The organism is Citrobacter sp. Cs237 (assembly GCF_030332325.1).
GTDB classification, from domain to species: domain Bacteria; phylum Pseudomonadota; class Gammaproteobacteria; order Enterobacterales; family Enterobacteriaceae; genus Citrobacter_A; species Citrobacter_A sedlakii.
In genome coordinates, this window is sequence record NZ_JAOWIB010000106.1 from 271,909 (window position 1) to 292,859 (window position 20,951).

The 20,951-nt window shown below is 56.2% G+C and carries 19 protein-coding genes; 6 read left to right on the forward strand and 13 right to left on the reverse strand.

Annotation, left to right across the window (positions count from 1 at the left end):
* Positions 1–91 precede the first annotated feature (91 nt).
* On the forward strand, positions 92–1,501 hold the full coding sequence (gene cycA / locus OGY07_RS14715; RefSeq protein ID WP_042289521.1) for a D-serine/D-alanine/glycine transporter: 1,410 nt from the start codon (positions 92–94) through the stop codon (positions 1,499–1,501).
* Between the two features lie 93 nt (positions 1,502–1,594).
* Here cycA and ytfE read toward each other — a convergent pair whose 3' ends face one another.
* Positions 1,595–2,257: an iron-sulfur cluster repair protein YtfE gene (ytfE, locus tag OGY07_RS14720; protein WP_042289519.1), complete on the reverse strand. Its 663-nt coding sequence runs from the start codon at positions 2,255–2,257 to the stop codon at positions 1,595–1,597.
* A 245-nt stretch (positions 2,258–2,502) separates the two neighbouring features.
* On the opposite strand from ytfE, the gene OGY07_RS14725 reads away from it, so the two are divergent.
* Positions 2,503–4,056 (forward strand): methyl-accepting chemotaxis protein, encoded by a 1,554-nt coding sequence (locus OGY07_RS14725; protein ID WP_286601408.1) that lies wholly within the window; start codon positions 2,503–2,505, stop codon positions 4,054–4,056.
* 49 nt (positions 4,057–4,105) lie between these two features.
* Here the strand turns inward: OGY07_RS14725 and OGY07_RS14730 are convergent, their stop codons facing one another.
* From OGY07_RS14730 to OGY07_RS14740, 3 genes are all read right to left on the reverse strand, one after another.
* Positions 4,106–5,071: a DMT family transporter gene (locus OGY07_RS14730; RefSeq protein WP_181822120.1), complete on the reverse strand. Its 966-nt coding sequence runs from the start codon at positions 5,069–5,071 to the stop codon at positions 4,106–4,108.
* 76 nt (positions 5,072–5,147) lie between these two features.
* Positions 5,148–5,972: an AraC family transcriptional regulator gene (locus OGY07_RS14735; RefSeq protein ID WP_286601411.1), complete on the reverse strand. Its 825-nt coding sequence runs from the start codon at positions 5,970–5,972 to the stop codon at positions 5,148–5,150.
* A gap of 63 nt (positions 5,973–6,035) precedes the next feature.
* Complete coding sequence (locus OGY07_RS14740) at positions 6,036–6,902, reverse strand: SDR family oxidoreductase (RefSeq protein WP_286601414.1); 867 nt, start codon at positions 6,900–6,902, stop codon at positions 6,036–6,038.
* 88 nt (positions 6,903–6,990) lie between these two features.
* Here OGY07_RS14740 and OGY07_RS14745 point away from each other — a divergent pair, with 88 nt between their 5' ends.
* A complete protein-coding gene (locus OGY07_RS14745) occupies positions 6,991–7,371 on the forward strand; it encodes a winged helix-turn-helix transcriptional regulator (RefSeq protein ID WP_286601416.1) in 381 nt (126 codons plus the stop codon).
* Between the two features lie 52 nt (positions 7,372–7,423).
* Here OGY07_RS14745 and OGY07_RS14750 read toward each other — a convergent pair whose 3' ends face one another.
* The gene (locus OGY07_RS14750) at positions 7,424–9,367 is read right to left on the reverse strand and encodes a bifunctional 2',3'-cyclic-nucleotide 2'-phosphodiesterase/3'-nucleotidase (protein ID WP_286601419.1); all 1,944 of its coding nucleotides are present in this window, start codon (positions 9,365–9,367) and stop codon (positions 7,424–7,426) included.
* Between the two features lie 190 nt (positions 9,368–9,557).
* Here OGY07_RS14750 and cysQ point away from each other — a divergent pair, with 190 nt between their 5' ends.
* The gene (cysQ, locus tag OGY07_RS14755) at positions 9,558–10,298 is read left to right on the forward strand and encodes a 3'(2'),5'-bisphosphate nucleotidase CysQ (protein WP_042289503.1); all 741 of its coding nucleotides are present in this window, start codon (positions 9,558–9,560) and stop codon (positions 10,296–10,298) included.
* On the opposite strand, the gene OGY07_RS14760 is transcribed toward cysQ, so the two are convergent.
* Positions 10,288–10,845, reverse strand: a complete 558-nt coding sequence (locus OGY07_RS14760) for a YtfJ family protein (RefSeq protein WP_181822115.1) — start codon at positions 10,843–10,845, stop codon at positions 10,288–10,290. The two genes, cysQ and OGY07_RS14760, sit on opposite strands and share 11 nt — an antisense overlap.
* Positions 10,846–11,170: 325 nt before the next feature.
* Between OGY07_RS14760 and OGY07_RS14765 the strand changes: the two genes are divergently transcribed.
* Positions 11,171–11,377 carry a DUF1107 domain-containing protein gene (locus OGY07_RS14765; RefSeq protein WP_004857160.1) on the forward strand — a complete coding sequence of 69 codons (207 nt, stop codon included), beginning with the start codon at positions 11,171–11,173 and terminating at the stop codon, positions 11,375–11,377.
* A 71-nt stretch (positions 11,378–11,448) separates the two neighbouring features.
* Here the strand turns inward: OGY07_RS14765 and paeA are convergent, their stop codons facing one another.
* From paeA to OGY07_RS14795, 6 genes are all read right to left on the reverse strand, one after another.
* Positions 11,449–12,789, reverse strand: a complete 1,341-nt coding sequence (gene paeA / locus OGY07_RS14770; protein WP_042289497.1) for a polyamine export protein PaeA — start codon at positions 12,787–12,789, stop codon at positions 11,449–11,451.
* Positions 12,790–12,931: 142 nt separating this feature from the next.
* The gene (locus OGY07_RS14775) at positions 12,932–14,470 is read right to left on the reverse strand and encodes an MFS transporter (protein WP_286601421.1); all 1,539 of its coding nucleotides are present in this window, start codon (positions 14,468–14,470) and stop codon (positions 12,932–12,934) included.
* 79 nt (positions 14,471–14,549) lie between these two features.
* A complete protein-coding gene (locus OGY07_RS14780; RefSeq protein WP_286601422.1) occupies positions 14,550–15,572 on the reverse strand; it encodes a Gfo/Idh/MocA family protein in 1,023 nt (340 codons plus the stop codon).
* A 10-nt stretch (positions 15,573–15,582) separates the two neighbouring features.
* Positions 15,583–16,650 carry a Gfo/Idh/MocA family protein gene (locus OGY07_RS14785; RefSeq protein WP_205612721.1) on the reverse strand — a complete coding sequence of 356 codons (1,068 nt, stop codon included), beginning with the start codon at positions 16,648–16,650 and terminating at the stop codon, positions 15,583–15,585.
* Complete coding sequence (locus tag OGY07_RS14790; RefSeq protein ID WP_286601424.1) at positions 16,647–17,831, reverse strand: Gfo/Idh/MocA family protein; 1,185 nt, start codon at positions 17,829–17,831, stop codon at positions 16,647–16,649. The genes OGY07_RS14785 and OGY07_RS14790 overlap by 4 nt, the downstream gene beginning before the upstream one ends.
* A gap of 15 nt (positions 17,832–17,846) precedes the next feature.
* A complete protein-coding gene (locus OGY07_RS14795; protein WP_060570919.1) occupies positions 17,847–19,001 on the reverse strand; it encodes a Gfo/Idh/MocA family protein in 1,155 nt (384 codons plus the stop codon).
* 190 nt (positions 19,002–19,191) lie between these two features.
* Between OGY07_RS14795 and OGY07_RS14800 the strand changes: the two genes are divergently transcribed.
* Positions 19,192–20,247, forward strand: coding sequence for a LacI family DNA-binding transcriptional regulator (locus OGY07_RS14800; RefSeq protein ID WP_181822112.1), 1,056 nt, complete (start codon positions 19,192–19,194; stop codon positions 20,245–20,247).
* Between the two features lies 1 nt (position 20,248).
* Here the strand turns inward: OGY07_RS14800 and msrA are convergent, their stop codons facing one another.
* Positions 20,249–20,887, reverse strand: coding sequence for a peptide-methionine (S)-S-oxide reductase MsrA (gene msrA, locus OGY07_RS14805; protein ID WP_181822111.1), 639 nt, complete (start codon positions 20,885–20,887; stop codon positions 20,249–20,251).
* Positions 20,888–20,951: the final 64 nt, after the last annotated feature.

Sequence of the window (20,951 nt, forward strand, 5' to 3'; positions counted from 1 at the left end):
CAACAGGATCGTCGTATCATACAGAAGCACAACAGACGCATTAAAGGCCGCAGAGCCTGCACAACACAGACAGGTACAGGAAGAATAAAACATGGTAGATCAGGTAAAAGTCGCCGCCGATGAACAGGCACCGGCTGAACAGTCGCTACGGCGCAATCTCACAAACCGACATATTCAGCTTATCGCCATTGGCGGGGCGATCGGTACGGGCCTGTTTATGGGGTCCGGCAAAACCATCAGCCTCGCCGGACCGTCGATCATTTTTGTTTATATGATCATCGGCTTTATGCTCTTCTTCGTCATGCGGGCGATGGGCGAGCTGCTGCTCTCAAATCTGGAATATAAATCTTTTAGTGACTTTGCTTCGGATCTGCTGGGACCGTGGGCAGGCTATTTCACCGGCTGGACCTACTGGTTCTGCTGGGTGGTGACCGGGATGGCGGACGTCGTGGCGATTACCGCTTATGCCCAGTTCTGGTTCCCGGGGCTTTCCGACTGGGTGGCCTCGCTGGCTGTCGTGGTCTTGCTGCTGAGCCTTAACCTCGCCACCGTGAAAATGTTCGGTGAGATGGAGTTCTGGTTCGCGATGATTAAAATCGTCGCCATCGTCGCGCTGATTATCGTGGGGCTGGTGATGATCGCCATGCACTTTACATCACCGACCGGCGTCGAAGCGTCTTTTGCGCACCTGTGGAATGATGGCGGCTGGTTCCCGAAAGGCATCAGCGGCTTCTTTGCTGGCTTCCAGATTGCAGTGTTTGCGTTTGTTGGTATCGAACTGGTGGGGACAACGGCGGCTGAAACGAAAGATCCCGAAAAATCCCTGCCGCGCGCCATCAACTCCATTCCTGTTCGTATCATTATGTTCTACGTGTTCGCGCTGATCGTCATTATGTCCGTCACGCCGTGGAGCTCCGTGGTACCGGATAAGAGCCCGTTCGTAGAGCTGTTTGTACTGGTTGGTCTGCCTGCCGCGGCAAGCGTGATCAACTTCGTGGTGCTGACCTCTGCGGCCTCTTCGGCAAACAGCGGTGTGTTCTCGACCAGCCGCATGCTGTTCGGCCTGGCGCAGGAAGGGGTGGCGCCGAAAGCGTTCGCGAAGCTGTCTAAACGCGCGGTGCCGGCCAAAGGGCTGACCTTCTCTTGCATCTGTCTGCTGGGCGGCGTGGTGATGTTGTACGTCAACCCGAGCGTGATTGGCGCGTTCACCATGATCACCACGGTGTCGGCAATCCTGTTTATGTTCGTGTGGACCATTATCCTGTGTTCATACCTGGTGTATCGCAAACAGCGTCCGCACCTGCATGAGAAATCGATCTATAAAATGCCGCTTGGCAAGCTGATGTGCTGGGTGTGCATGGCGTTCTTCGTGTTTGTGATCGTGCTGCTGACCCTGGAAGACGATACCCGTCAGGCGCTGCTCGTCACGCCGCTGTGGTTTATCGCCCTGGGACTGGGCTGGCTGTTTATCGGTAAGAGACGTATGGCAGGAATGCGTTAAATCGTATCGCCCGGTGGCGGCAACGCTTACCGGGTTCGCTTACTGGTACAGGTTGTAGGCCGGATTAGGCGTATCCCCCATCCGGCAAATCGCTTATTCCCCGGCTAAGGCACGCGGGAACAGGACATTATTCTCCAGACTGATGTGTTCCATCAGGTCATCAATCATCTCGTTAATCCCGTTGTACATCGCTTTCCAGGTGGTGCAGGCTTCCGGCGGAATGGTCACATTCTGCGTGGTATGCTTAATCACTTCCAGCAGTTCACCCGCCTCATCATGCTCGCTTTCCATCACGCTGATTGGCCCCATCGCCTGGCTGCCCATTCCCTGTTTGATCATTGGAAACAGGATCTGCTCTTCTTTCATCATGTGGCTCGACAGCTCCTGATGCAGCATAGTCAGGTACTTCGCCAGACCTTTCGGCACGTTTGGCTTATCAGCATGCACGCGTTCAACTTTGGTCGCCTGTAGGATCAGTTCCGGCAATTGCTCACGGTGTCTGTCGTGGTAGCGCACGATGATGTGGTTGATGATTTCGGCTAACGGCGCGGTACGCCAGTCTTTTTCAATGGGCTGTTCAGCCAGTTGGGCAAGCTGCGCCTCAATGGCGTCAACGTCCAGCTCTTTGCGTGCGGCCGCCCGCGCCAGCGTCTGCTTACCGCCGCAGCAGTAGTCCATATCATACTTACGAAACAGCGCCGACGCGCGAGGAATAGAAAGCGCCAGTTCACCTAAAGGTTGATCGCGATAAGCCATAGCCGTTACCTCATTTTGAATAATACAAGATGTATTTTAAATACATCTTTATGTGGGCGCTATAACCCTTTCGGGTCAGAAGATTTTGTGATGTCTGTCACGAAAAATTCTTTCGTTTTTAACGTACTGATACTTATCAGAAAGCGCGCCATTCTCCCATAAACGGAGTCCTGGCGAATTAAACAACCCGCGATCGCTGCCGATACCAAGTCCTCAGACAACACCTGCAACATAAAAGGCAAAAGATGTTTAAACGAATCAACGTGATCACTTTATTGATCGTGGTGCTACTCGCGCTCGGGGCGATGCAGCTTCTTTCGGCTGGCGTGTTTATTAACGCGCTGAAAAATGACAAACAAAATTTCACGGTGTCGCAACTTGCAAGCCAGAACGTGGCGGAATTTACCGATGCGTGGATCAGCCTTAATCAGGCACGGGTAACGCTGAACCGGGGGATGCTGCGTTTGCAAAGCAGCATGGCAGGGCAGATCAACGGCGGCCAGCTCAGCGAACTGGTGAAAACCGCAGATGCTCTGCTGGCGAACGCGAAAAAACATTACGACACCTATTATGCGCTACCGGAAACGCCAGGGATGGACGAGCGCCTGGCGGACAGGCTGGAAGAACAGTACGGCATTTACTCAGCGACGCTGGCAAAAATGAACGCCTTGCTGGCGCAAGGCAAACTGGAAGAGATGTTTAAGCAGAACGCCGAACAGAAACAAACGGCAATGCAGAGCGTCTATCACGAATGGCGCACCGCGCAGGCGAAGCTCACCAGCGCGGGGATCAAGGATAACGAAAACGACTATCAACGCATTCTGTGGATTCTGTCCTTTATCCTGCTGGCGGTCGTGGTCGTCATTCTGATCAGTTGGATAGCGATGCAGCGTGTGCTGCTGAAGCCGCTGCATGAAGTGATGTCCCATATCCGCCATATCGCGTCCGGCGATCTCACGCACAGCATTGACGCGGAAGGCAACAACGAAATGGCGCTACTGGCGCGTAACGTACGCGATATGCAGCAGTCGCTGGCGAATACCGTCCGCGTGGTGCGCGATGGCGCCGATACGATCTACACCGGCGCCGGTGAGATTACGGCGGGCAGTAACGATCTCTCCTCACGTACTGAACAGCAGGCCGCTTCGCTGGAAGAAACCGCAGCCAGCATGGAGCAGTTGACCGCCACCGTCCGGCAGAATGCGGACAACGCCCGCCAGGCGACGCAACTGGCGAAGAACGCCTCGGGTACGGCGAAAAAGGGCGGCGAGGTCGTGGAAGGCGTCGTGCGCACCATGGATGAGATCGCCACCAGTTCCAGCAAGATAGCCCAGATCACCAGCGTGATTGACGGCATTGCCTTCCAGACGAACATCCTGGCGCTTAACGCCGCGGTGGAAGCGGCGCGCGCAGGCGAGCAGGGGCGCGGATTCGCCGTGGTCGCTGGTGAAGTTCGTACGCTGGCGAGCCGCAGCGCCCAGGCCGCGAAAGAGATCAAGGCGCTGATTGAAGACTCTGGCGATCGGGTGAATGCCGGTTCCGCGCTGGTGCATGAAGCCGGTGAAACGATGAATGAGATTGTCAGCGCGGTCACCCGTGTGACCGACATCATGGGCGAAATCGCCTCTGCGTCGGATGAGCAGAGCCGGGGAATCGATCAGGTGGGACAGGCGGTGGCGGAGATGGATCGCGTGACTCAGCAGAACGCCTCGCTGGTGGAGGAGTCAGCGTCTGCCGCCGCCGCGCTGGAAGAACAGGCTGCGCGTCTGAATCAGACGGTAGCGGTATTTAAAGTATAAGCAGCAGCATTAACTGCAGGCCGGACACGCGCAGCGCTGTCCGGCCCATTTACATCTCCGGGACGGGCGCCACGCCGGGTTTTTCCGGTTTGGCTTTTACGGCGAGCACCACGCCGACAACGAGCAGCGCTATGCCGCTTAATGTCAGCAGCGGGGGAATGTCCTGACGCAGAATAAAGGTGTACAGCAGGCCCGCCAGCGTCTCAAAAACAATTAATGGCCCAAGGATCACCGTCGGCAACCGTTGGCTGGCGATATTCCAGCACAGAGCCCCTACCCACGAGCACAGCACCGCAATTGCCACCATCAGGCCGATAAAGACCGCAGGTCGCGGACCAAAGGGGAGCGCAAAGCCTGGGGTTTGGTTGTGTAGCCACAAGCAGGCGGCGATGTAGCCTGCGAAAGAGACGGGTAGGGTGACCAGCGCCTGCGCTGTCGCCCACATCATTGGATGCTTGTCCGGATTTTCGCGCAGCCAGCGCGCATTACGCAGCGCATACCACGCCCAGCAGGCCACCGAAACCACCGCCAGCGCGATGCCAGAGCCATAGCGCCAGCCGCTGAAATTCGGCAGCCCCTGACCCAGCTCCGCGATATTCACACACAGTAGTCCGATGCCTGTCAACGCCAGTGAAGGGGCAAGGCGTCGCCAGGCGAGTCTGCCGTCGCGATGACTGTACAGCAGGTTAGCAAATACCGGAATGACGACCGGCAGCGTGCCGATAATCATCGTCGATACCGGCGCGCCGGTGCGCTGAATGGCGCTGGCGAGGCAGAGATAGTAAATCAGGTTGCCCATCATGGTCAGCGCCAGCGCGGTGAACCAGTCCTTTGAGGTCAATTGGCGAAGACGGGCGCGACCAAGCCAGGCGAGCGGCAGAGCGATCAGGCCCAGCGCCAGGTAACGCCCCATCGACTGCAGCATCGCCGGGTATTCCGGTACGATCAACGGCCCGACAAAAATCAGTCCCCACATTAACCCTGCCAGCAGGGCATATATCACGCCGCTAATCATTATGTTTCTCCCTCTGCTTTAACCCAGCGACGAGTGTAGGCAGGGAAAACGCGCGCGTATTGTATGAGATTGCGCATTAGCGGGGGAAAACCTGTCTCTGGTAGCGCACGGGAGTGATGCCGTAGCGATGGGTAAAGGCGCGAGTCAGATGCGACTGGTCGGTAAGGCCAGCGGCGGCGGCCACTTCGGCGGCGGGCATCCCGAGAGTGAGAAAGGCTTTCGCCCTCCACAGGCGGATCGCCATCAGCATCTGATGCGGCGTGACGTGAAAATGCGCTTTGAACTGGCGCTGAAAATGCCAGGGACTGAGCGCCGCGACAGCGGCCAGTTCGTCTAAGGTGACCGGACGCATGTAGTTGTCGTGGAGATAATCGCGCACCCGCGTAAAGCGGTGCGCGCCTTCACGCGGCGCCCGCATCGGCTGCGCCAGCGGCCGGAAGGTATCGATTAAATCCAGCAACAGTCCTTTCTGCGCCAGCGGATCGTCGGTGTGCCACAAACCGTGGATCAGCGAGCAAATCTGGCGTGAACGCAAGGGATCGTGTCTTGTCACTTCGCGAAACCCCCAGTGGCGGATCCCCGTTATCTCTTCCAGCAGGGTGGGGTCAAGATAGATCATCCGGTAGCGCCAGCCATCGGCGGTTTCAGCTTCGCCGGTGTGCAGTTCGTCCGGATTCATGGTGATAACGGAATGGGCGGGCGCCAGATACTGGGCGCCGCGATAGCGAAAGCGCTCGGCTCCCGCCTCAATAGCCCCAATGCCGAAGGCTTCGTGGGTGTGGGGTTCGAAGGCGTAGCGAGAAATATGCGCATGATACAGTTCCACGCCCGGCACTTCCGCCAGATGGCGAAAACGGGCGCTGTCTTTCTCATCGCTGAATTGCTCAGGTACACCTTGCATGTCATCTCTCCCCACGCATCATCCTGCCATTATCAAAGAGGATGCGTGAGGATGCCACCTAATTTAACTAAGTTTTAACACCTGCAGCATGGCGCGAACGCTGTCGGCAAGCGTGGTGGTGGGACGACCAATCAGTTGGCTCAATGTACGGCTGTTATCGAACAGACCGCCTTCAGAAGCGCCAATATCCGAATCCGCCAGCATATCAGCCAGGCCAGCGGGCAGACCTGCCCCCTGCAGCGCCGCGGCGAAGTCCGCTTTACTCAGGTTCTGATAGACAATGTGTTTGCCGCTCTGTTGACTCAGTTCGTCAGCCAGTTGGCTCAGCGTCCAGGCGTCGTCCCCCGCCAGTTCATACACTTTTCCGGCATGGCCGTCGGTGCTGAGGACGCGCGCAGCGGCGGCGGCATAGTCAGCACGCGTCGCAGAGGCGATTTTGCCCTCGCCAGCGGCGCCGATAAACACGCCGTGCTCCAGCGCGGCGGGCGCGCTCGCCAGGTAGTTTTCGCTATACCAGCCGTTGCGCAGCAGCGTATACGGGATGCCGGATCCCGCCAGCATCTTCTCAGTCTCGACATGCTCAAGGTGCAGGCCGAGCGGGGAACGGTCTGCATGAAGCAGACTGGTGTAAGCGATAAATTTTACGCCTGCCGCTTTCGCCGCGTTAATCACATTACGGTGTTGCACGGCGCGCTGCCCGACCTCGCTTGACGAGATCAACAACAGCTTTTCGACGCCCTGTAGCGCGGTAGTGAAGGCGGCCTCATCGCTATAGTCTGCCTGGCGGACGGTGATTCCCCGCCGGCTTAGCGTCGCGGCCTTCGCCGGGTGACGCACAATCGCCACAACCTGGCTGGCGGGAACAGTTTTTAGCAGGCTTTCGATAACATGGTGGCCGAGTTGGCCGGTAGCGCCGGTGATGGCAATCATGGGGTGACTCCTTTACGTGTCTGTTGTGTTCCATTACGCTATCACCTAAACTTACTTTTAGTAAGTACGTACAAAAAGGTAAGTGTAAATGGGTAAATCCACTCTTTCTCAGCAGCTTCGCGACGGCAACCTGTTCGCCGAGCAGTGCCCTTCCCGCGACGTGCTTAAGCATGTCACCAGCCGTTGGGGCGTGTTAATTCTGGTTGCGCTGCGTGACGGCACGCATCGGTTTAGCGATCTGCGGCGCAAAATGGGGGGCGTGAGTGAAAAGATGCTGGCGCAGTCATTGCAGGCGCTGGAACGGGATGGGTTTATCAACCGGGTGTCCTATCCGGTGGTACCGCCGCATGTCGAGTATAGCCTGACGCCGCTTGGCGAGCAGGTAAGTGAAAAGGTCGCCGCGCTGGCGGACTGGATTGAGCTGAATTTACCGCAGGTGCTGGCGCTGCGGGAAACGCGTGCGGCGTGACGTCTTGCCGGATAAGCGCATGAACAGCGCCATCCGGCACGCCGCACAACGTTTACTTGCTCAAATCCACCTGATAAATCGCAAACCCAACGTCATCGGTGGCGACTTTTTGCATCGGATACTGCCCTTTCTCTTTAATAAATGCCGCCGCTTTCGCGGTGGGTGAGGTTTCAAAGCGAATATCCAGTTTGCGGTCGCTGTGAATCGGCGCCAGACGCCAGTTATTATCTGCTGCCGGGTGGATCTCGCCTGTACGCTTCGACTCCGCGCCGATCCACGCCGCCAGCACAGAACGGTTTTCATCCGGTGAGGCAAACGCGATATGGCTGTCGCCGGTTCCGGCGAACTTACCGCCGTATGCGCGATAGTTATTGGTGGCGACCAGGAAAAGCGCATTCGGGTCGATCGGCTTGCCGTTAAAGGTCAGGTTTTTGATGCGCTCGGCTTTTGGATTTACCGTCTGGCATTCGCCGTCGTAACGGGCGGGTTGGGATACGTCAATCTGATAGTTCACGCCATCGATCACGTCGAAGTTATACGTGCGGAAACCGTCCCAGTTGATCAGCGACTGCGGTTTGCTGCTGTTGATATCAATCTGATTAAACTGCCCGGCGGCGCACTCCAGCCACTCTTTCACCTCTTTACCGCTGGCTTTCACCACCACCAGGGTGTTCGGATACAGGTACAGATCCGCGGCATTACGGAAGGTAAGCTGACCTTTTTCGACTTCGACAAAGCTGGCCGGATCGTTCTTACGCCCGCCCACTTTAAACGGCGCGGCGGCAGACAATACCGGCAGTTTCGCCAGATCCGGATCGCCCTGAATAAAGTGTTCCACATAGGCTTTCTGCGCGTTGTTCACTACTTGTACGGTCGGATCGTCCTGCACCAGCGCCAGAAAGCTGTACATGTTGTCGGCGGATTTGCCGATCGGTTTGCTGACGAAATCGCGGGTGGCGTCATGATCGTTTTTCAGAATCCGCACCAGCTTTTCATCTTCGGCGGCCAGCGACTTTTTCGCCGCGGGGTCGTAAATCGGGCGCGCTTCAGCTTTCGCTCCGGTTACCTGCCACTTTCCGCTGTCATTGTTAAGCACCAGATCCACAACCCCAAGATGATCGCCCCACATGCCCGGCATCACCGCTGGTATGCCGTTTAGCGTGCCCTTAGCGATATCTGCGCCTTTGATACCGGCAAAGTCTTTGCCCGGAAAGACCGCGTGCGCGTGACCAAACATAATGGCGTTAATGCCTGGCACGTCGCTGAGATAATAAACGGAGTTTTCCGCCATGCTCTGGTACGGGTCGGCGGAAAGGCCGGAGTGAGCAATCGCCACGACGATATCCGCCCCTTTCTCGCGCATTTCCGGCACGTATTTCCGCGCGGTTTCGGTAATATCATTCACCGTCACTTTGCCGCTCAGGTTGGCTTTATCCCAGGTCATGATTTGCGGCGGCACAAAGCCGATATAGCCAATTTTCAGGGTTTGCGTATGGCCTTCGTTATCCACCACGTCCGTTTCTTTAATCAGATACGGCGTAAACAGCGGCTTTTGTGTTTTCACGTCGATGATATTGGCGTTGACGTAGGGGAATGTCGCGCCAGCCAGCGCCTTGTGCAGATAATCCAGCCCGTAGTTAAACTCGTGGTTGCCGAGATTACCGACCGCGTAGTCCAGCGTGTTCATCGCTTTATAGACCGGGTGAATATCGCCGTCCTTTAGCCCCTTCGCCGCCATGTAGTCACCTAAGGGACTTCCCTGAATCAGATCGCCGTTGTCGACCAGTACGCTGTTTTGCACTTCGCCACGCGCTGCGTTGATCAGGCTTGCGGTGCGTACCAGTCCGAATTTTTCGGTTGGCGTATCCTTGTAATAATCGAAATCCATCATATTGCTATGCAAATCGGTGGTTTCCATTATTCGCAGATCGACCGTCGCGGCGTTCACGCTGGCCGCGATCAGCGTGGCCAAAAGCGTTACACTAAACTTAATCATCAGGGGCATCCTTTTTTAGATCGAGGCCACAAAAGAAAATGTATATAAATTTTCTTTCTTACAGAACTGTGAATCATGACATGAAAAGCGGCGGCAAAAACGCAGACGCTATCACAGTTGGCGGATCCTCCTGCAATGGGGTATAAGTAAAACAATGAGTTAACACCACTGTACGAAAACGAGGTGGAGAATGTTAGAACAAGTCTGTCAGCTTGCACGGAACGCGGGCGATGCCATTATGCAGGTTTATGATGGAATCAAACCGATGGAGATCGTTAGCAAGCAGGACGATTCTCCCGTCACCGCAGCGGACATCGCCGCGCACGCCGTCATCGTTGAAGGGTTAAAGACGTTAACGCCGGACATCCCGGTTCTGTCGGAAGAAGATCCCCCCGCCTGGGAAGTGCGTCAGCACTGGCAGCGCTACTGGCTGGTGGACCCGCTGGACGGCACCAAAGAGTTTATCAAACGCAATGGCGAGTTCACCGTTAACATCGCGCTGATCGATAACGGTAAACCGGTGCTGGGCGTGGTTTATGCGCCGGTGATGAAGGTAATGTATAGCGCCGCTGAGGGCAAGGCCTGGAAAGAGGAATGCAGCGTACGCAAACCGATCCAGGTACGCGATGCGCGTCCGCCGCTGGTAGTCATTAGCCGCTCGCACACGGATAACGAACTGAAAGAGTATCTTCAGCAGTTGGGCGAACACCAGACCACGTCGATCGGTTCGTCGTTAAAATTCTGTCTGGTGGCAGAAGGACAGGCGCAGTTGTATCCGCGCTTCGGACCGACCTGCATCTGGGATACCGCCGCTGGCCATGCGGTTGCCGCCGCCGCCGGGGCGCACGTTCACGACTGGCAGGGCAAACCGCTGGACTACACCCCGCGTGAATCGTTCCTCAACCCCGGCTTTCGGGTGTCTATTTACTGAGTAATTTATGCAGCAGGGCGATCACCTGCTGCACATCTTGTTGGCTTAACGCGCCGTCTTTGGCCCACTGCACACGACCCTCTTTATCCAGCACCACAATGGCGGAGCTTTCTTCCTCCAGTTGCCAGGCCTTACGCGCTACGCCGTTGCTGTCGACAATAAATTGCGACCACGGGTAGAGCTTCTTATTGCTCTCCAGGCTGCTACGCACAAACATGCCGGAACCGGGAATGGCGTCGTCGGTGTTCACGATAGTGGTGGTCTGATAGGTATCGTGGGGCAGTTTTGCCGATTTAATCGCTTCTATCAGCGTGGCGTTCTTCTCTTTAGCCGAGGTGCGTCCCGCGATGTGCTGGAGGATGCGCACTTTGCCCGGCAGTTGCGCGCTGTTCCACTTTTTGTAGCTGAACGTATCGTTTTCCAGCACCAGCTCGCCGCGATCGGCTATTCCCACCGCCGGTACGCGTTGGTTGATTTCGAAGCTATGGGCGGAAGCCATCATCGGCGCTAACAGGCATGCCAGCGCCAGAATCTTACGTAGGGTCATGGTGTTTCCTTTTTCTTGTTTGCAGGTGATCCGACCACTTGGGGCCGCTGTTTAATCATATGTGCGAATGATGCTTTTTCCCGTAAACGCGGCGTCAGTTTGCGGACGGGCGCACAAATCCTGCGAAAAACGACGTCTTATACTGAAGGCATCGGCAACAATCAAAGATGATTCTGATTAACTGTAATAAAAAGGTAAATAAACTTATACACGCTGGAAACATCGTACAGATAGTCTATAGTCAAATGGCATTAAAATTTGCGCCTTAGAACTGTTGGGCCGATTGTGGCACCGCAAGGGCGTAAGACTTACGCAGGAGACAACAATGAAAATTTTCCAACGGTACAACCCACTGCAGGTGGCGAAGTACGTGAAGATCCTGTTCCGCGGACGGTTATATATCAAGGACGTTGGCGCTTTTGAGTTCGATAAGGGTAAGATTCTTATCCCAAAAGTGAAGGACAAACAGCATCTTTCTGTGATGTCCGAAGTTAACCGTCAGGTTCTGCGTCTGCAAACTGAGATGGCTTAACCAAAGTGCTATGCAGTTGTGTTACGTAGTAAATGAACGGCTCCCGATGGGAGCCGTTGATGTTTGTGGGATCAGGAGGCGTGGGTCTCGTCCTTCGCATCGGGCAGTTTCGGCGTCAGAACGTTGGGTTTGCTGTCCAGACGGGTCACCAGCAACTGGTCGATACGGTAGTTGTCGATATCCACCACTTCGAATTTGTAGCCGGAAAACTTCACCGAGTCGGTACGTTTTGGGATCTTCCGCAGCATAAACATCATAAAGCCGCCGATGGTCTCGTAGTTGCCCGACTGCGGGAACTCGTCAATATCCAGCACGCGCATCACGTCGTCGATTGGCGTACCGCCGTCGATCAACCATGAGTTCTCGTCGCGCGCTACAATCTGCTCTTCCAGCCCCTGGCCGACCAGATCGCCCATCAACGTGGTCATCACGTCATTCAGAGTGATAATACCCACCACCAGCGCGTATTCGTTCATGATCACCGCGAAGTCTTCCCCGGCAGTTTTGAAACTTTCCAGCGCTTCGGAGAGGGTCAGAGTATCGGGAACAATGAGCGTATTGCGGATCTGCACGCCGCTGTTCAGCGCCATGCTTTGATTCGCCAGCACCCGGTTCAGCAGATCTTTTGAGTCCACGTAGCCAATGATATGGTCGATATCTTCATTACATACCAGAAACTTAGAGTGCGGATGCTCCGCGACTTTGGTTTTCAGGCTTTGCTCATCTTCGTGCAGATCAAACCAGATTACGTTTTCACGTGAGGTCATGGAAGACGGCACGGTACGCGACTCCAGCTCAAAGACATTTTCAATCAGCTCATGTTCCTGCTTACGCAGCACTCCCGCGAGCGCCCCGGCTTCCACCACGGCGTAGATATCGTCAGAGGTGATGTCATCTTTGCGCACCATCGGCAGTTTGAAGATGCGGAAGATCACGTTCGCCAGCCCGTTGAAGAACCACACCAGCGGGGTGAACACAAACAGACAGAAGCGCATCGGGTTGATGATACGCAAAGCCACAGCTTCTGGCGCAATCATACCGATGCGTTTCGGGGTTAAGTCCGCGAAGAGAATAAACATGCCGGTTACCAGCGAGAAAGAGAGAATAAAGCTCAACTGCTCGGAGAGCTCCGCTGACATGTACCGGGAAAACAGCGAGTGAAATGCCGGAGAAAAGGCGGCGTCGCCGACGATACCGCCCAAAATGGCGACTGCGTTCAGGCCAATTTGCACCACGGTAAAGAACATGCCGGGATTTTCCTGCATCTTCAGAACGCGCTGCGCATTAAGATTGCCTTCATCGGCCAGCAGCTTCAGTTTGATTTTACGTGAGGCGGCAAGCGAGATCTCGGATATCGAGAAGAACGCACTCACAGCGATCAGGCAAAGAATGATAAAAATACTGTTTAACATATCTTATCCGACCGTTCAGGTCAGATCCTCGGAAGGGAAGTTTATAATTCGTGCGATACAGAAATTGAAAACCGGCTCGTAGCGGTGAGCCGGTAAGTTCAGGGGCTAGTATAGCGTAAGCGACTGTAAAGTCGCCAGAGGGTTAATTTTCAGCAATAACGGCAGGGTTTTTCGCGCCAGGCTTCGCATCCCAGACCTCGTCATATTCATAGCCGGTCAGGGCTTTAATGACCTGGCGGGTCTCTTCGTCACAGTCGGCGCAGTTGCCGCCCAGCTTGCGCCGCGCCACCTCTTTAATCAGGATCTTGTGCGTCTTCTGGGTCAACTTAAACCTGAATGTGGTATAGAAGCTGACGGCCAGCAACGCCGCGGTGGCGAAGATCATCAGACCGATAATGGCGTACAGGGCGCTGATGGGTTGCGCACCGCCGCCTTTGACAAAGCCGCTCTCTTCCAGTACCACGCCTATCAGCATAATCGCCAGTGCGACGGTGCTTTTACGGGTTAATACCATCACCCCGGCAAAAATCCCTTCCCGACGCTGGCGGGTGACAATCTCATCGACATCCGGAATAAAGCTATAGATGTTCCACGGAATGTAATACAACCCCGCTTTTGCCAGACCGAACAGCACAAAAAGGGCGGAAAAGAGCAGGGCGGGGATCGGTACGTCGACGACGTAAATCGCCAGCAGGCTGGCGAGAACGATAAAAATACAGCCGTAAGAAAGCCGTAGCGCGCTGGATGGCGTCATATTTAGCTTGTTCATCAGCATCATAAAGCCAAACGTACCCGGAATAGAAACAAACGCCGCGATACTGAGTAATCCAGACACCGTCGCCGCATCCTGCTTTAAGCCGTAAACCACGTAATAGGTAAATACCGAGCCAAACACATCCATGGCGGTAAACGAGCAAATATAAATAAGAATATGTTGACGGAAAATACGTATTTTAAAGGATGAAAAGAGATCAATAACCAGATACTTAAGATGGTTGAATAACCCACTGCTGCGCTGCGTTTCCGGCGTGAATTCATATTCTTCGCGTACGTCTTTCGCTTCCCACGTTGTCGCCCAGGTGGTAAACACCGCGACAAAATAAATGATCGCAAAAACAATCCCGGTTAGCGTATAGGTAAAAGAATTATCTTTACCAGTGAACTGCATGATAATACCCGGCACCGACACCGCTAAAAATCCGCCCAGCGACGAGCACATCATACGGACGCCAGCCAGACGCGTACGTTCGCTAAAGCGGTTAGTCATCTCTGCGGCCAGCGTCTCCCATGGCACCAGCACCATCGCTGACAGCAGCTCAATAGACAGATAGGTGCCCAGATAATACCAGTAGCTCATGTCGGTGACCCACACCAGCGCGTAGAGAAACATGAGCGGGGCGCTGATTAACAAAAAGAAACGTCGTCGGCCAAATTTCCGGCCAAGCCAGGTATTACCGAAATTATCGGTAATATAGCCCATCACCGGACTTAAAATGGCGTCAATAATTCGGGCGATTGCAAATATCGAGCCCGCTTCCAGCACCGATAATCCACAATAGGTGGTATAAAAAAATAAAAGCCAGGTGCCAATAACCGCGAATGCACCGCCTCCAAATAAATCGGTTACGCCATAGCCTATCGCTACGCCGTAACCCACTCTCCGTTCAGTAGGTTTCGCCATATCATTATTCCTGTAGGGGACTTTTTATTGCCGGAGGGCGGCGTCGCCAGCTCCGGCCTGGGTTTAACGCATTGCGGGTTTATTTCTCCAGGGTTATCCAGTGCCGTAATTGCGACGAACGATAAATGGCATCGACGATCTGCAAGGATTTCGCGGCTTCATCAATGCCGCACACGTTTGCGGCGGCGGGATTGCGCACCGCATTGTAGAACTGGCGAATCGCTTCCCGGTGGCCGACGCCCCAGTAGCTTTTGCCGCTGCCCTCCGGGGCGGAATCACTCGCCAGCTTTTGCCGCGCGCCGTCACGCAGTAACCACAGCTCACTGCCCTCAAGCTGCAGCAAGCCATGTTCACCGTGAATTTCCATTTGCAGGGGTGAGTTGGTGGTGTAACAGTTGCTGGCGTAGAACAGCCCGCGCGCGCCGTTAGCAAAGGCGAAGGTAGCCATCGCGCTATCCTCGCCGTCAATAATGTCAGCCAGCCAACTGCTGTCGACCACGCCCTTCACGCGGGTGACGCCCTTGCCAAACCATTGCATCAAATCAAGGGTGTGAATCGCCTGGTTGATCAGCAGACAGCCGCCTTCGGTGGCATGTTTCCCACGCCAGGGACTGTCGGTGTAATAACCGCCGCCGCGCGACCAGGTCAGCACAGCTTTAATGGCGAGCATTTTGCCGATTGTCCCGTCCTGCAGTTGCTGCTGAATAGCGATGCTGGTGGGGTTAAGCCGGTTCTGATAACAAATGCCCAGCGTTCCTTTGGCGTGCAGAAGGGCGGCGTCGATTTCCGCCACGTCCAGCGCGTTTATCACCGCAGGTTTTTCGCAAAAGACCTGTTTCCCCGCCGCCAGCGCGGCGAGGATCATCGGCTTATGCAGATAATGCGGCGTACAAATATGCACCACGTCGATGGCGTCATCCCACAGCATTTCACGATAGTCATGGTAGAGCTGGCAGTCATATTCTGCGGCCAGTTGTCGCCCCCGGTTGATATTGCATTCCGCAATGGCCCGTAGCGTCACGGCGGGCAACTGACGCAGTGCCTCTACGTGGGTGGTGTGGATGGCTCCACAGCCAATGATGGCGGCGTTCAGTGTTTTCATGGGCGCTCCGTCATCCACGCGCATTTGCCAGCATCTGTGCTTTAACGCACAACTCGGCGGCCTTAAAGGCGTGCGCCTGGGTCATGGCGTTTTCGCTGCGATGCAGACAGTCGAGGATCAGTTCGCCAAAGTAGGGGAAGCCGACTTTCCCCGCCACGGGATAGCGGAACTCGCCCTCTTTGTTGACCAGATAGACCACATCCTGCTCGCCGCGAGTGATATCGACATATTTACGGATTTCGATATAGCCCTCAGTACCGAGCAGGGTTAAGCGTCCGTCGCCCCAGGAAGAGAGGCCGTCCGGGGTGAACCAGTCGCAGCGAAAGTAGCCTGTGGCGCCGTTATCGCCCGCCAGCATCGCGTCGCCGAAATCTTCAAACAACGGATACTGTGGGTGATTCACGTTACGCACCTGACTGGCGACAACCTGAGCGTTACTGTTGCCGGTGTAAAACAGAAACTGCTCGATCTGATGGCTGCCAATATCGCAGAGAATGCCGCCGAAATAGCGACGGTCGTAGAACCAGTCCGGACGCCCGCTGCCCTCGCGATGCGGGCCGGTACCGAGCGTTTGCACCACCCGGCCTATCGCCCCTTTTTTCACTAACTCGCCGGCGAAGACCGCGCTTTCGACGTGCAGGCGTTCGCTGTAGTACACCGCGTATTTTCGTCCGGTTTTGGCTACCATCGCTTTGGCGTCTTCCAGTTGCCCGAGCGTCGTCAGCGGCGCCTTGTCCGTGAAGTAATCTTTTCCGGCCGCCATCACCTTCAGCCCCAGCGGACAGCGCTCTGAGGGCACCGCCGCGCCAGCGATCAGCTGTATGTCCGGGTCATTGAGCAGCGTGTCCAGCGAGTCAGCCACCTGCGCCTGAGGGTACTGCTTCACGAACGCCGCCACCTTCTGCGGGTCGGGGTCATATACCCATTTCAGCGTCGCGCCAGCCTCAATCAACCCGTTGCACATGCCATAGATATGGCCGTGATCGAGCGCGGCGGCGGCAATCTTAAACTCGCCAGGCTGGACCACCGGCTGCGGTTTGCCGGTCGGGGCATAGTTCATTCCATCGTTTAAGCTCATGCTTCTACTCCTGAATCTAAGTCTTTACCCAGAGGGATTGCGCCCACTTCGGCAAAATTGCTCACGGAAGCGGATTTCTTATAAAAATGCGGGGCTTTCTCCAGCAGGCCGCCGGTGCGATAAAACGCATCGTCGCGGGCAACCGGCAGCGTGACCACGGAACGGGTGATGGCCGATTTGTAAATCGCGGCGATCAGTTCCAGTGAGCGTTTCCCCTGCTCACCGTCCACCAGCGGCGCGGTTTGTTGTTCAATGGCGGTTAACACGTTTTCGATTTGCCCGGTATGCAGGGTCCATGTGAGGGCGGGTGTGGCGTGAAACAGCGCGGTCAGGCGCGCTTCCAGCGCAAGATTGTTTTCCGGCTGCGGAAAGCCGTTGTCGGCGGACTGGCTGGCGAACACTTTCCACGGCGCGGAGATCCGCGCCTTTTCGCCCTGGATGACAATCTTCTGATCTTCGCCGTGATGGACGACCGAGGCGGTCAACTGCGTCAGCGCGCCGCCGGGGTATCTGAAAATCGCCGCGCTGAGATCTTCGACTTCGGCGTTATCGTGGGCGACGTTGGTCATCATCGCCACCACCTCGCTGGGAAAGCCGAGCAGCCACTGGATGGCGTCGATGTGGTGCACCGCGTGATTCAGCGTGCAGCCGCCGCCCTCTTTTTCCCAGGTGCCGCGCCACCAGAGGTCGTAATAGCAGTGCCCGCGCCACCAGAAGGAGTCCACCTGCGCGTGGCAAATATTGCCTGCCAGGCCGGAGTCCACCGCCGCCTTTAAGCGCCAGAACGCGTCAGTAAAGCGGTTTTGCGCAATCACCGACAGGGTTTTCCCGCTGGCCCGTTGGGCGGCGATCATCGCGTCGCACTCCTCCAGCGACGCCGCCATTGGTTTTTCGCACAGCACATGCTTTCCGTTATTCAGCGCATCAATGGCGATTTCCGCGTGGACGTAAGGCGGCGTACAGACGTCCACCAGATCGACATGCAGATCCGCCGCCAGCAGCGCGGCGTGGCTGGCGAACACCTGCGCTTCAGCCAGCCCGTAGCGGGTTTTCTTCTCTTCGGCTTTCTCCGGATAGATATCCACCAGCGCGACAATCCGGCAGCGTTCAGGAAAGGCCAGATAGCCCTGAATATGGTTATGGGAAATATTCCCCGTTCCAACAATCGCAACGTTCAGCATCCTTCCTCCTCGTCGTTACCAGGTGCCGGAAGCGTCCAGCGTGCGGCTGGCGACATGTTTTTCTACCGATGACGCAATGCGTTCTTGCAACAACTGGTAGTAGCGCTGCTCGTCAAAGGGAAACGCGACCCAGTCGTCGATCCAGGTGGACAGGTGCATGGCGTTAGAAAGCGTGAGACCGCGAATCCCCTCCAGACCGGGGGCGATCAGCGGCTCGCCGTGCAGGATAGCGGCGGTGAAATTACGGGTAATCACATCATGCTCGCTGCATTCCGCCGCGGTGGGAATCGTCACTTCCCAGCACTCCGGCTCGCCGAAGCCGTTTTGCCAGCGGGCATTGAACTCGGTTTCTGATTCGCGCAAACGCCAGAAGCGCAGGCGGCCTTCTTCCACCACCACTTTGCCGCGATCGCCTGCGATCTCCAGCCGGTTGGTCCCCGGCGCTTCTGCGGTGGTGGTAATAAACACCCCCGTTGCGCCGTTGGCGTATTCTGCATACGCGGTGACCTCGTTTTCGACCTCAATCTGGCGATGCTTACCAAACTGGCAAAAGGCGCGCATCCGCACCGGCATTCCCACCAGCCACTGCCAGAGATCGAGCTGATGAGGATCCTGGTTGAGCAGCACGCCGCCGCCTTCGCCTTTCCAGGTGGCGCGCCAGCCGCCGGAGTTGTAATAGCTCTGCGAGCGATACCAGTTGGTGATGATCCAGTTGGAGCGGCGCAGTTCGCCCAGTTCGCCGCTGTCGATGAGATCTTTCACTTTCTGGTACAGCGGATTGGGACGCTGGTTATACATCATGCTAAACACCACGTCGCATTCGCGGGCGCAGGCGTTCATTTCCTCAACCTGCGCGGTGTAGACGCCAGCGGGCTTTTCGCAGAGGGTGTGTATGCCCCGGCGCATTGCCATTATCGATAGCGCCGGATGATCGTAATGCGGCGTGGCGACAATCACCGCGTCGATCAGACCGCTTTCCAGCATCTCGCGCGCGTCGCTGAACAGAGCGACCGACTCGCCCGTCAGACGGCGGATGGCGGCATGTTTGTCGGGATTGTTATCGCAAACGGCGGTCAGGCAGGCTTCTTCAACCTTACCTGCCAGCAGATAACGGGCGTGGACGGTGCCGATATTGCCGACGCCAATAATGCCAAAACGTACTTTTTTCATGTCAGGCCTTACTCAGTGCGATGGGGGGATAAGCGGAACATAGAAAACGGCTGAAACGTCGACAACGGGATTTTGTGAGAGGGCTTGCAGGATGCAAAAGAAGTTAGCCCGCGAAGCAAAAAGGCGTTTTAGAATCAATGGTGTACATCTGCAAAAATTTGCAAAGATACATTGCGAGCGGGGTCACAGAATGTCAGGCAAGCTAAAAATGGACGAAATTGCGGCCTTGACCGGCTTCTCGGTCAGTACCGTTTCCCGGGTACTCAGCGGAAAGTCTTACACCAGCAACAAGGCGCGTGAAGCGATAGTGAACTGCGCGCGCCAGTTGGGCGTGCTCGACTCCCTCGCCAGCGGTCGCCTGCTGATTAACGGGATCGTGGTTTTTGCCCCCCAGCGAACGTTCACCGCCCAGGGCGACGCTTTTTACCTGGAGGTGACGCGGGGCATCGCTGACGCGGTTGCGCCGCACGATGTGTATCTCACCTGGTGTGGGCTGGACGAGCAACGCGCCGATATCAAAATCTTTCTGGAAAAAGCCAACAATAAGAATATCAACGCCATCATTCTGATCGGCATTGACGATCCAACCATCCACAAACTGGCGCAGTCGCTGGATAAACCCTGCGTGCTGGTGAATTCGCAGGATCGGGAGGGGCTACTCGACGCGGTATCACCGGATCACCGGGCGATTGGCAACCTTGCGGCGCAGTATCTGTTCGATCAGGGGCACCGCCGCATACTTCACATCACCAGCCTGCGGCGCGAAACCATGTACTGGCGGCTGGAAGGCATTAAAGAGGTCTATCGCCAGTATCAGATCCCGTTTGATTCACAGCGGGATCTGTTGGTCACCGAAGGGTTTACCGCCGGGGAGGCGGAACAGGCGATAGACGACTGGCTGCGCATTACGCCGCGCGAGGCGTGGCCGGAAGTGATTTTTTGCGCGGGTGCGCCGATGTCGGTGGGCATTCAGCGCGTGCTGGAAAAAGCGGGCGTTCGCATGCCGGAGGGGATCTCGCTCATGACCACCGGCGTGGAGGGACTGGACGCGGAGGTTATTGCAACGGTGAGTTGCATCACCATCCCCTGTCGGGCGCTGGGGGTGGAAGCCGTGCATTTATTGCAAAACCGGCTCAACCGGCCATCCGCGCCGGTATTCAATTTATGCCTGAAAGGCAAGGTGTTGGATAAGGGCACGGTGGTTAGCGCCACGCGCCACGCCGCCCGCGTGGCCGTGTCACGATAGATTACCCTTGTGGCGGCAGACAAATGCCAATCCCGCCGATGCCGCAGTATCCGTACGGATTTTTGTGCAGATACTGCTGGTGATCGTCCTCGGCGTAGTAAAACGGCGTGGCGTTGCTGATTTCCGTTGTGATGTGGCGATCGTCGCCGGAGGCGGTCATCGCCGACTGAAAACGCGCAAGGCTGGCGCGCGCGGCGGCGTCCTGCTCCGGCGTCAGCGGATAAATGGCCGAACGGTACTGGGTGCCGTGGTCGTTGCCCTGACGCATACCTTGCGCCGGATCGTGGTTTTCCCAGAACACCTGTAACAGCTGCTCGTAGCTGATAACGTTCGGGTCATACACCACGCGTACCGCTTCGGCGTGGCCGGTCTCGCCGGAACACACTTCCCGGTAGGTCGGGTTAGGCGTATAGCCGCCGGTATACCCCGCCGCGGTGCTGTAAACGCCAGGGAGCTGCCAGAACAGGCGCTCAACGCCCCAGAAACAGCCCATGGCGAAAAAGGCGACTTCCATCCCCTCGGGCACGTTCGTCATTGAATGTTCATTGACGGCGTGAAGCGTCGCCACCGGCATCGGGGTATTGCGTCCAGGTAGCGCCTCTGACGGTGAAATCAGATGCTTTTTGTCGAATAAACTCATGGTGCCGTTCTCCCGATAATCAGTAATTGGGGTTAAGGTTGTAACAAGACGCGTATTTGCACAC

Bases quoted from the DNA above. Each gene is read 5' to 3' on its own strand.
- OGY07_RS14725 (WP_286601408.1), top strand. From the start codon at position 2,503: ATGTTTAAACGAATCAACGTGATCACTTTATTGATCGTGGTGCTACTC.
- OGY07_RS14785 (WP_205612721.1), bottom strand. From the start codon at position 16,650: ATGAGCTTAAACGATGGAATGAACTATGCCCCGACCGGCAAACCGCAG.
- OGY07_RS14765 (WP_004857160.1), top strand. From the start codon at position 11,171: ATGAAAATTTTCCAACGGTACAACCCACTGCAGGTGGCGAAGTACGTG.
- OGY07_RS14750 (WP_286601419.1), bottom strand. From the start codon at position 9,367: ATGATTAAGTTTAGTGTAACGCTTTTGGCCACGCTGATCGCGGCCAGC.
- OGY07_RS14745 (WP_286601416.1), top strand. From the start codon at position 6,991: ATGGGTAAATCCACTCTTTCTCAGCAGCTTCGCGACGGCAACCTGTTC.
- OGY07_RS14790 (WP_286601424.1), bottom strand. From the start codon at position 17,831: ATGCTGAACGTTGCGATTGTTGGAACGGGGAATATTTCCCATAACCAT.
- OGY07_RS14800 (WP_181822112.1), top strand. From the start codon at position 19,192: ATGTCAGGCAAGCTAAAAATGGACGAAATTGCGGCCTTGACCGGCTTC.
- OGY07_RS14740 (WP_286601414.1), bottom strand. From the start codon at position 6,902: ATGATTGCCATCACCGGCGCTACCGGCCAACTCGGCCACCATGTTATC.
- OGY07_RS14780 (WP_286601422.1), bottom strand. From the start codon at position 15,572: ATGAAAACACTGAACGCCGCCATCATTGGCTGTGGAGCCATCCACACC.
- cysQ (WP_042289503.1), top strand. From the start codon at position 9,558: ATGTTAGAACAAGTCTGTCAGCTTGCACGGAACGCGGGCGATGCCATT.
- paeA (WP_042289497.1), bottom strand. From the start codon at position 12,789: ATGTTAAACAGTATTTTTATCATTCTTTGCCTGATCGCTGTGAGTGCG.
- ytfE (WP_042289519.1), bottom strand. From the start codon at position 2,257: ATGGCTTATCGCGATCAACCTTTAGGTGAACTGGCGCTTTCTATTCCT.
- OGY07_RS14730 (WP_181822120.1), bottom strand. From the start codon at position 5,071: ATGATTAGCGGCGTGATATATGCCCTGCTGGCAGGGTTAATGTGGGGA.
- OGY07_RS14775 (WP_286601421.1), bottom strand. From the start codon at position 14,470: ATGGCGAAACCTACTGAACGGAGAGTGGGTTACGGCGTAGCGATAGGC.
- OGY07_RS14760 (WP_181822115.1), bottom strand. From the start codon at position 10,845: ATGACCCTACGTAAGATTCTGGCGCTGGCATGCCTGTTAGCGCCGATG.
- OGY07_RS14735 (WP_286601411.1), bottom strand. From the start codon at position 5,972: ATGCAAGGTGTACCTGAGCAATTCAGCGATGAGAAAGACAGCGCCCGT.
- msrA (WP_181822111.1), bottom strand. From the start codon at position 20,887: ATGAGTTTATTCGACAAAAAGCATCTGATTTCACCGTCAGAGGCGCTA.
- cycA (WP_042289521.1), top strand. From the start codon at position 92: ATGGTAGATCAGGTAAAAGTCGCCGCCGATGAACAGGCACCGGCTGAA.
- OGY07_RS14795 (WP_060570919.1), bottom strand. From the start codon at position 19,001: ATGAAAAAAGTACGTTTTGGCATTATTGGCGTCGGCAATATCGGCACC.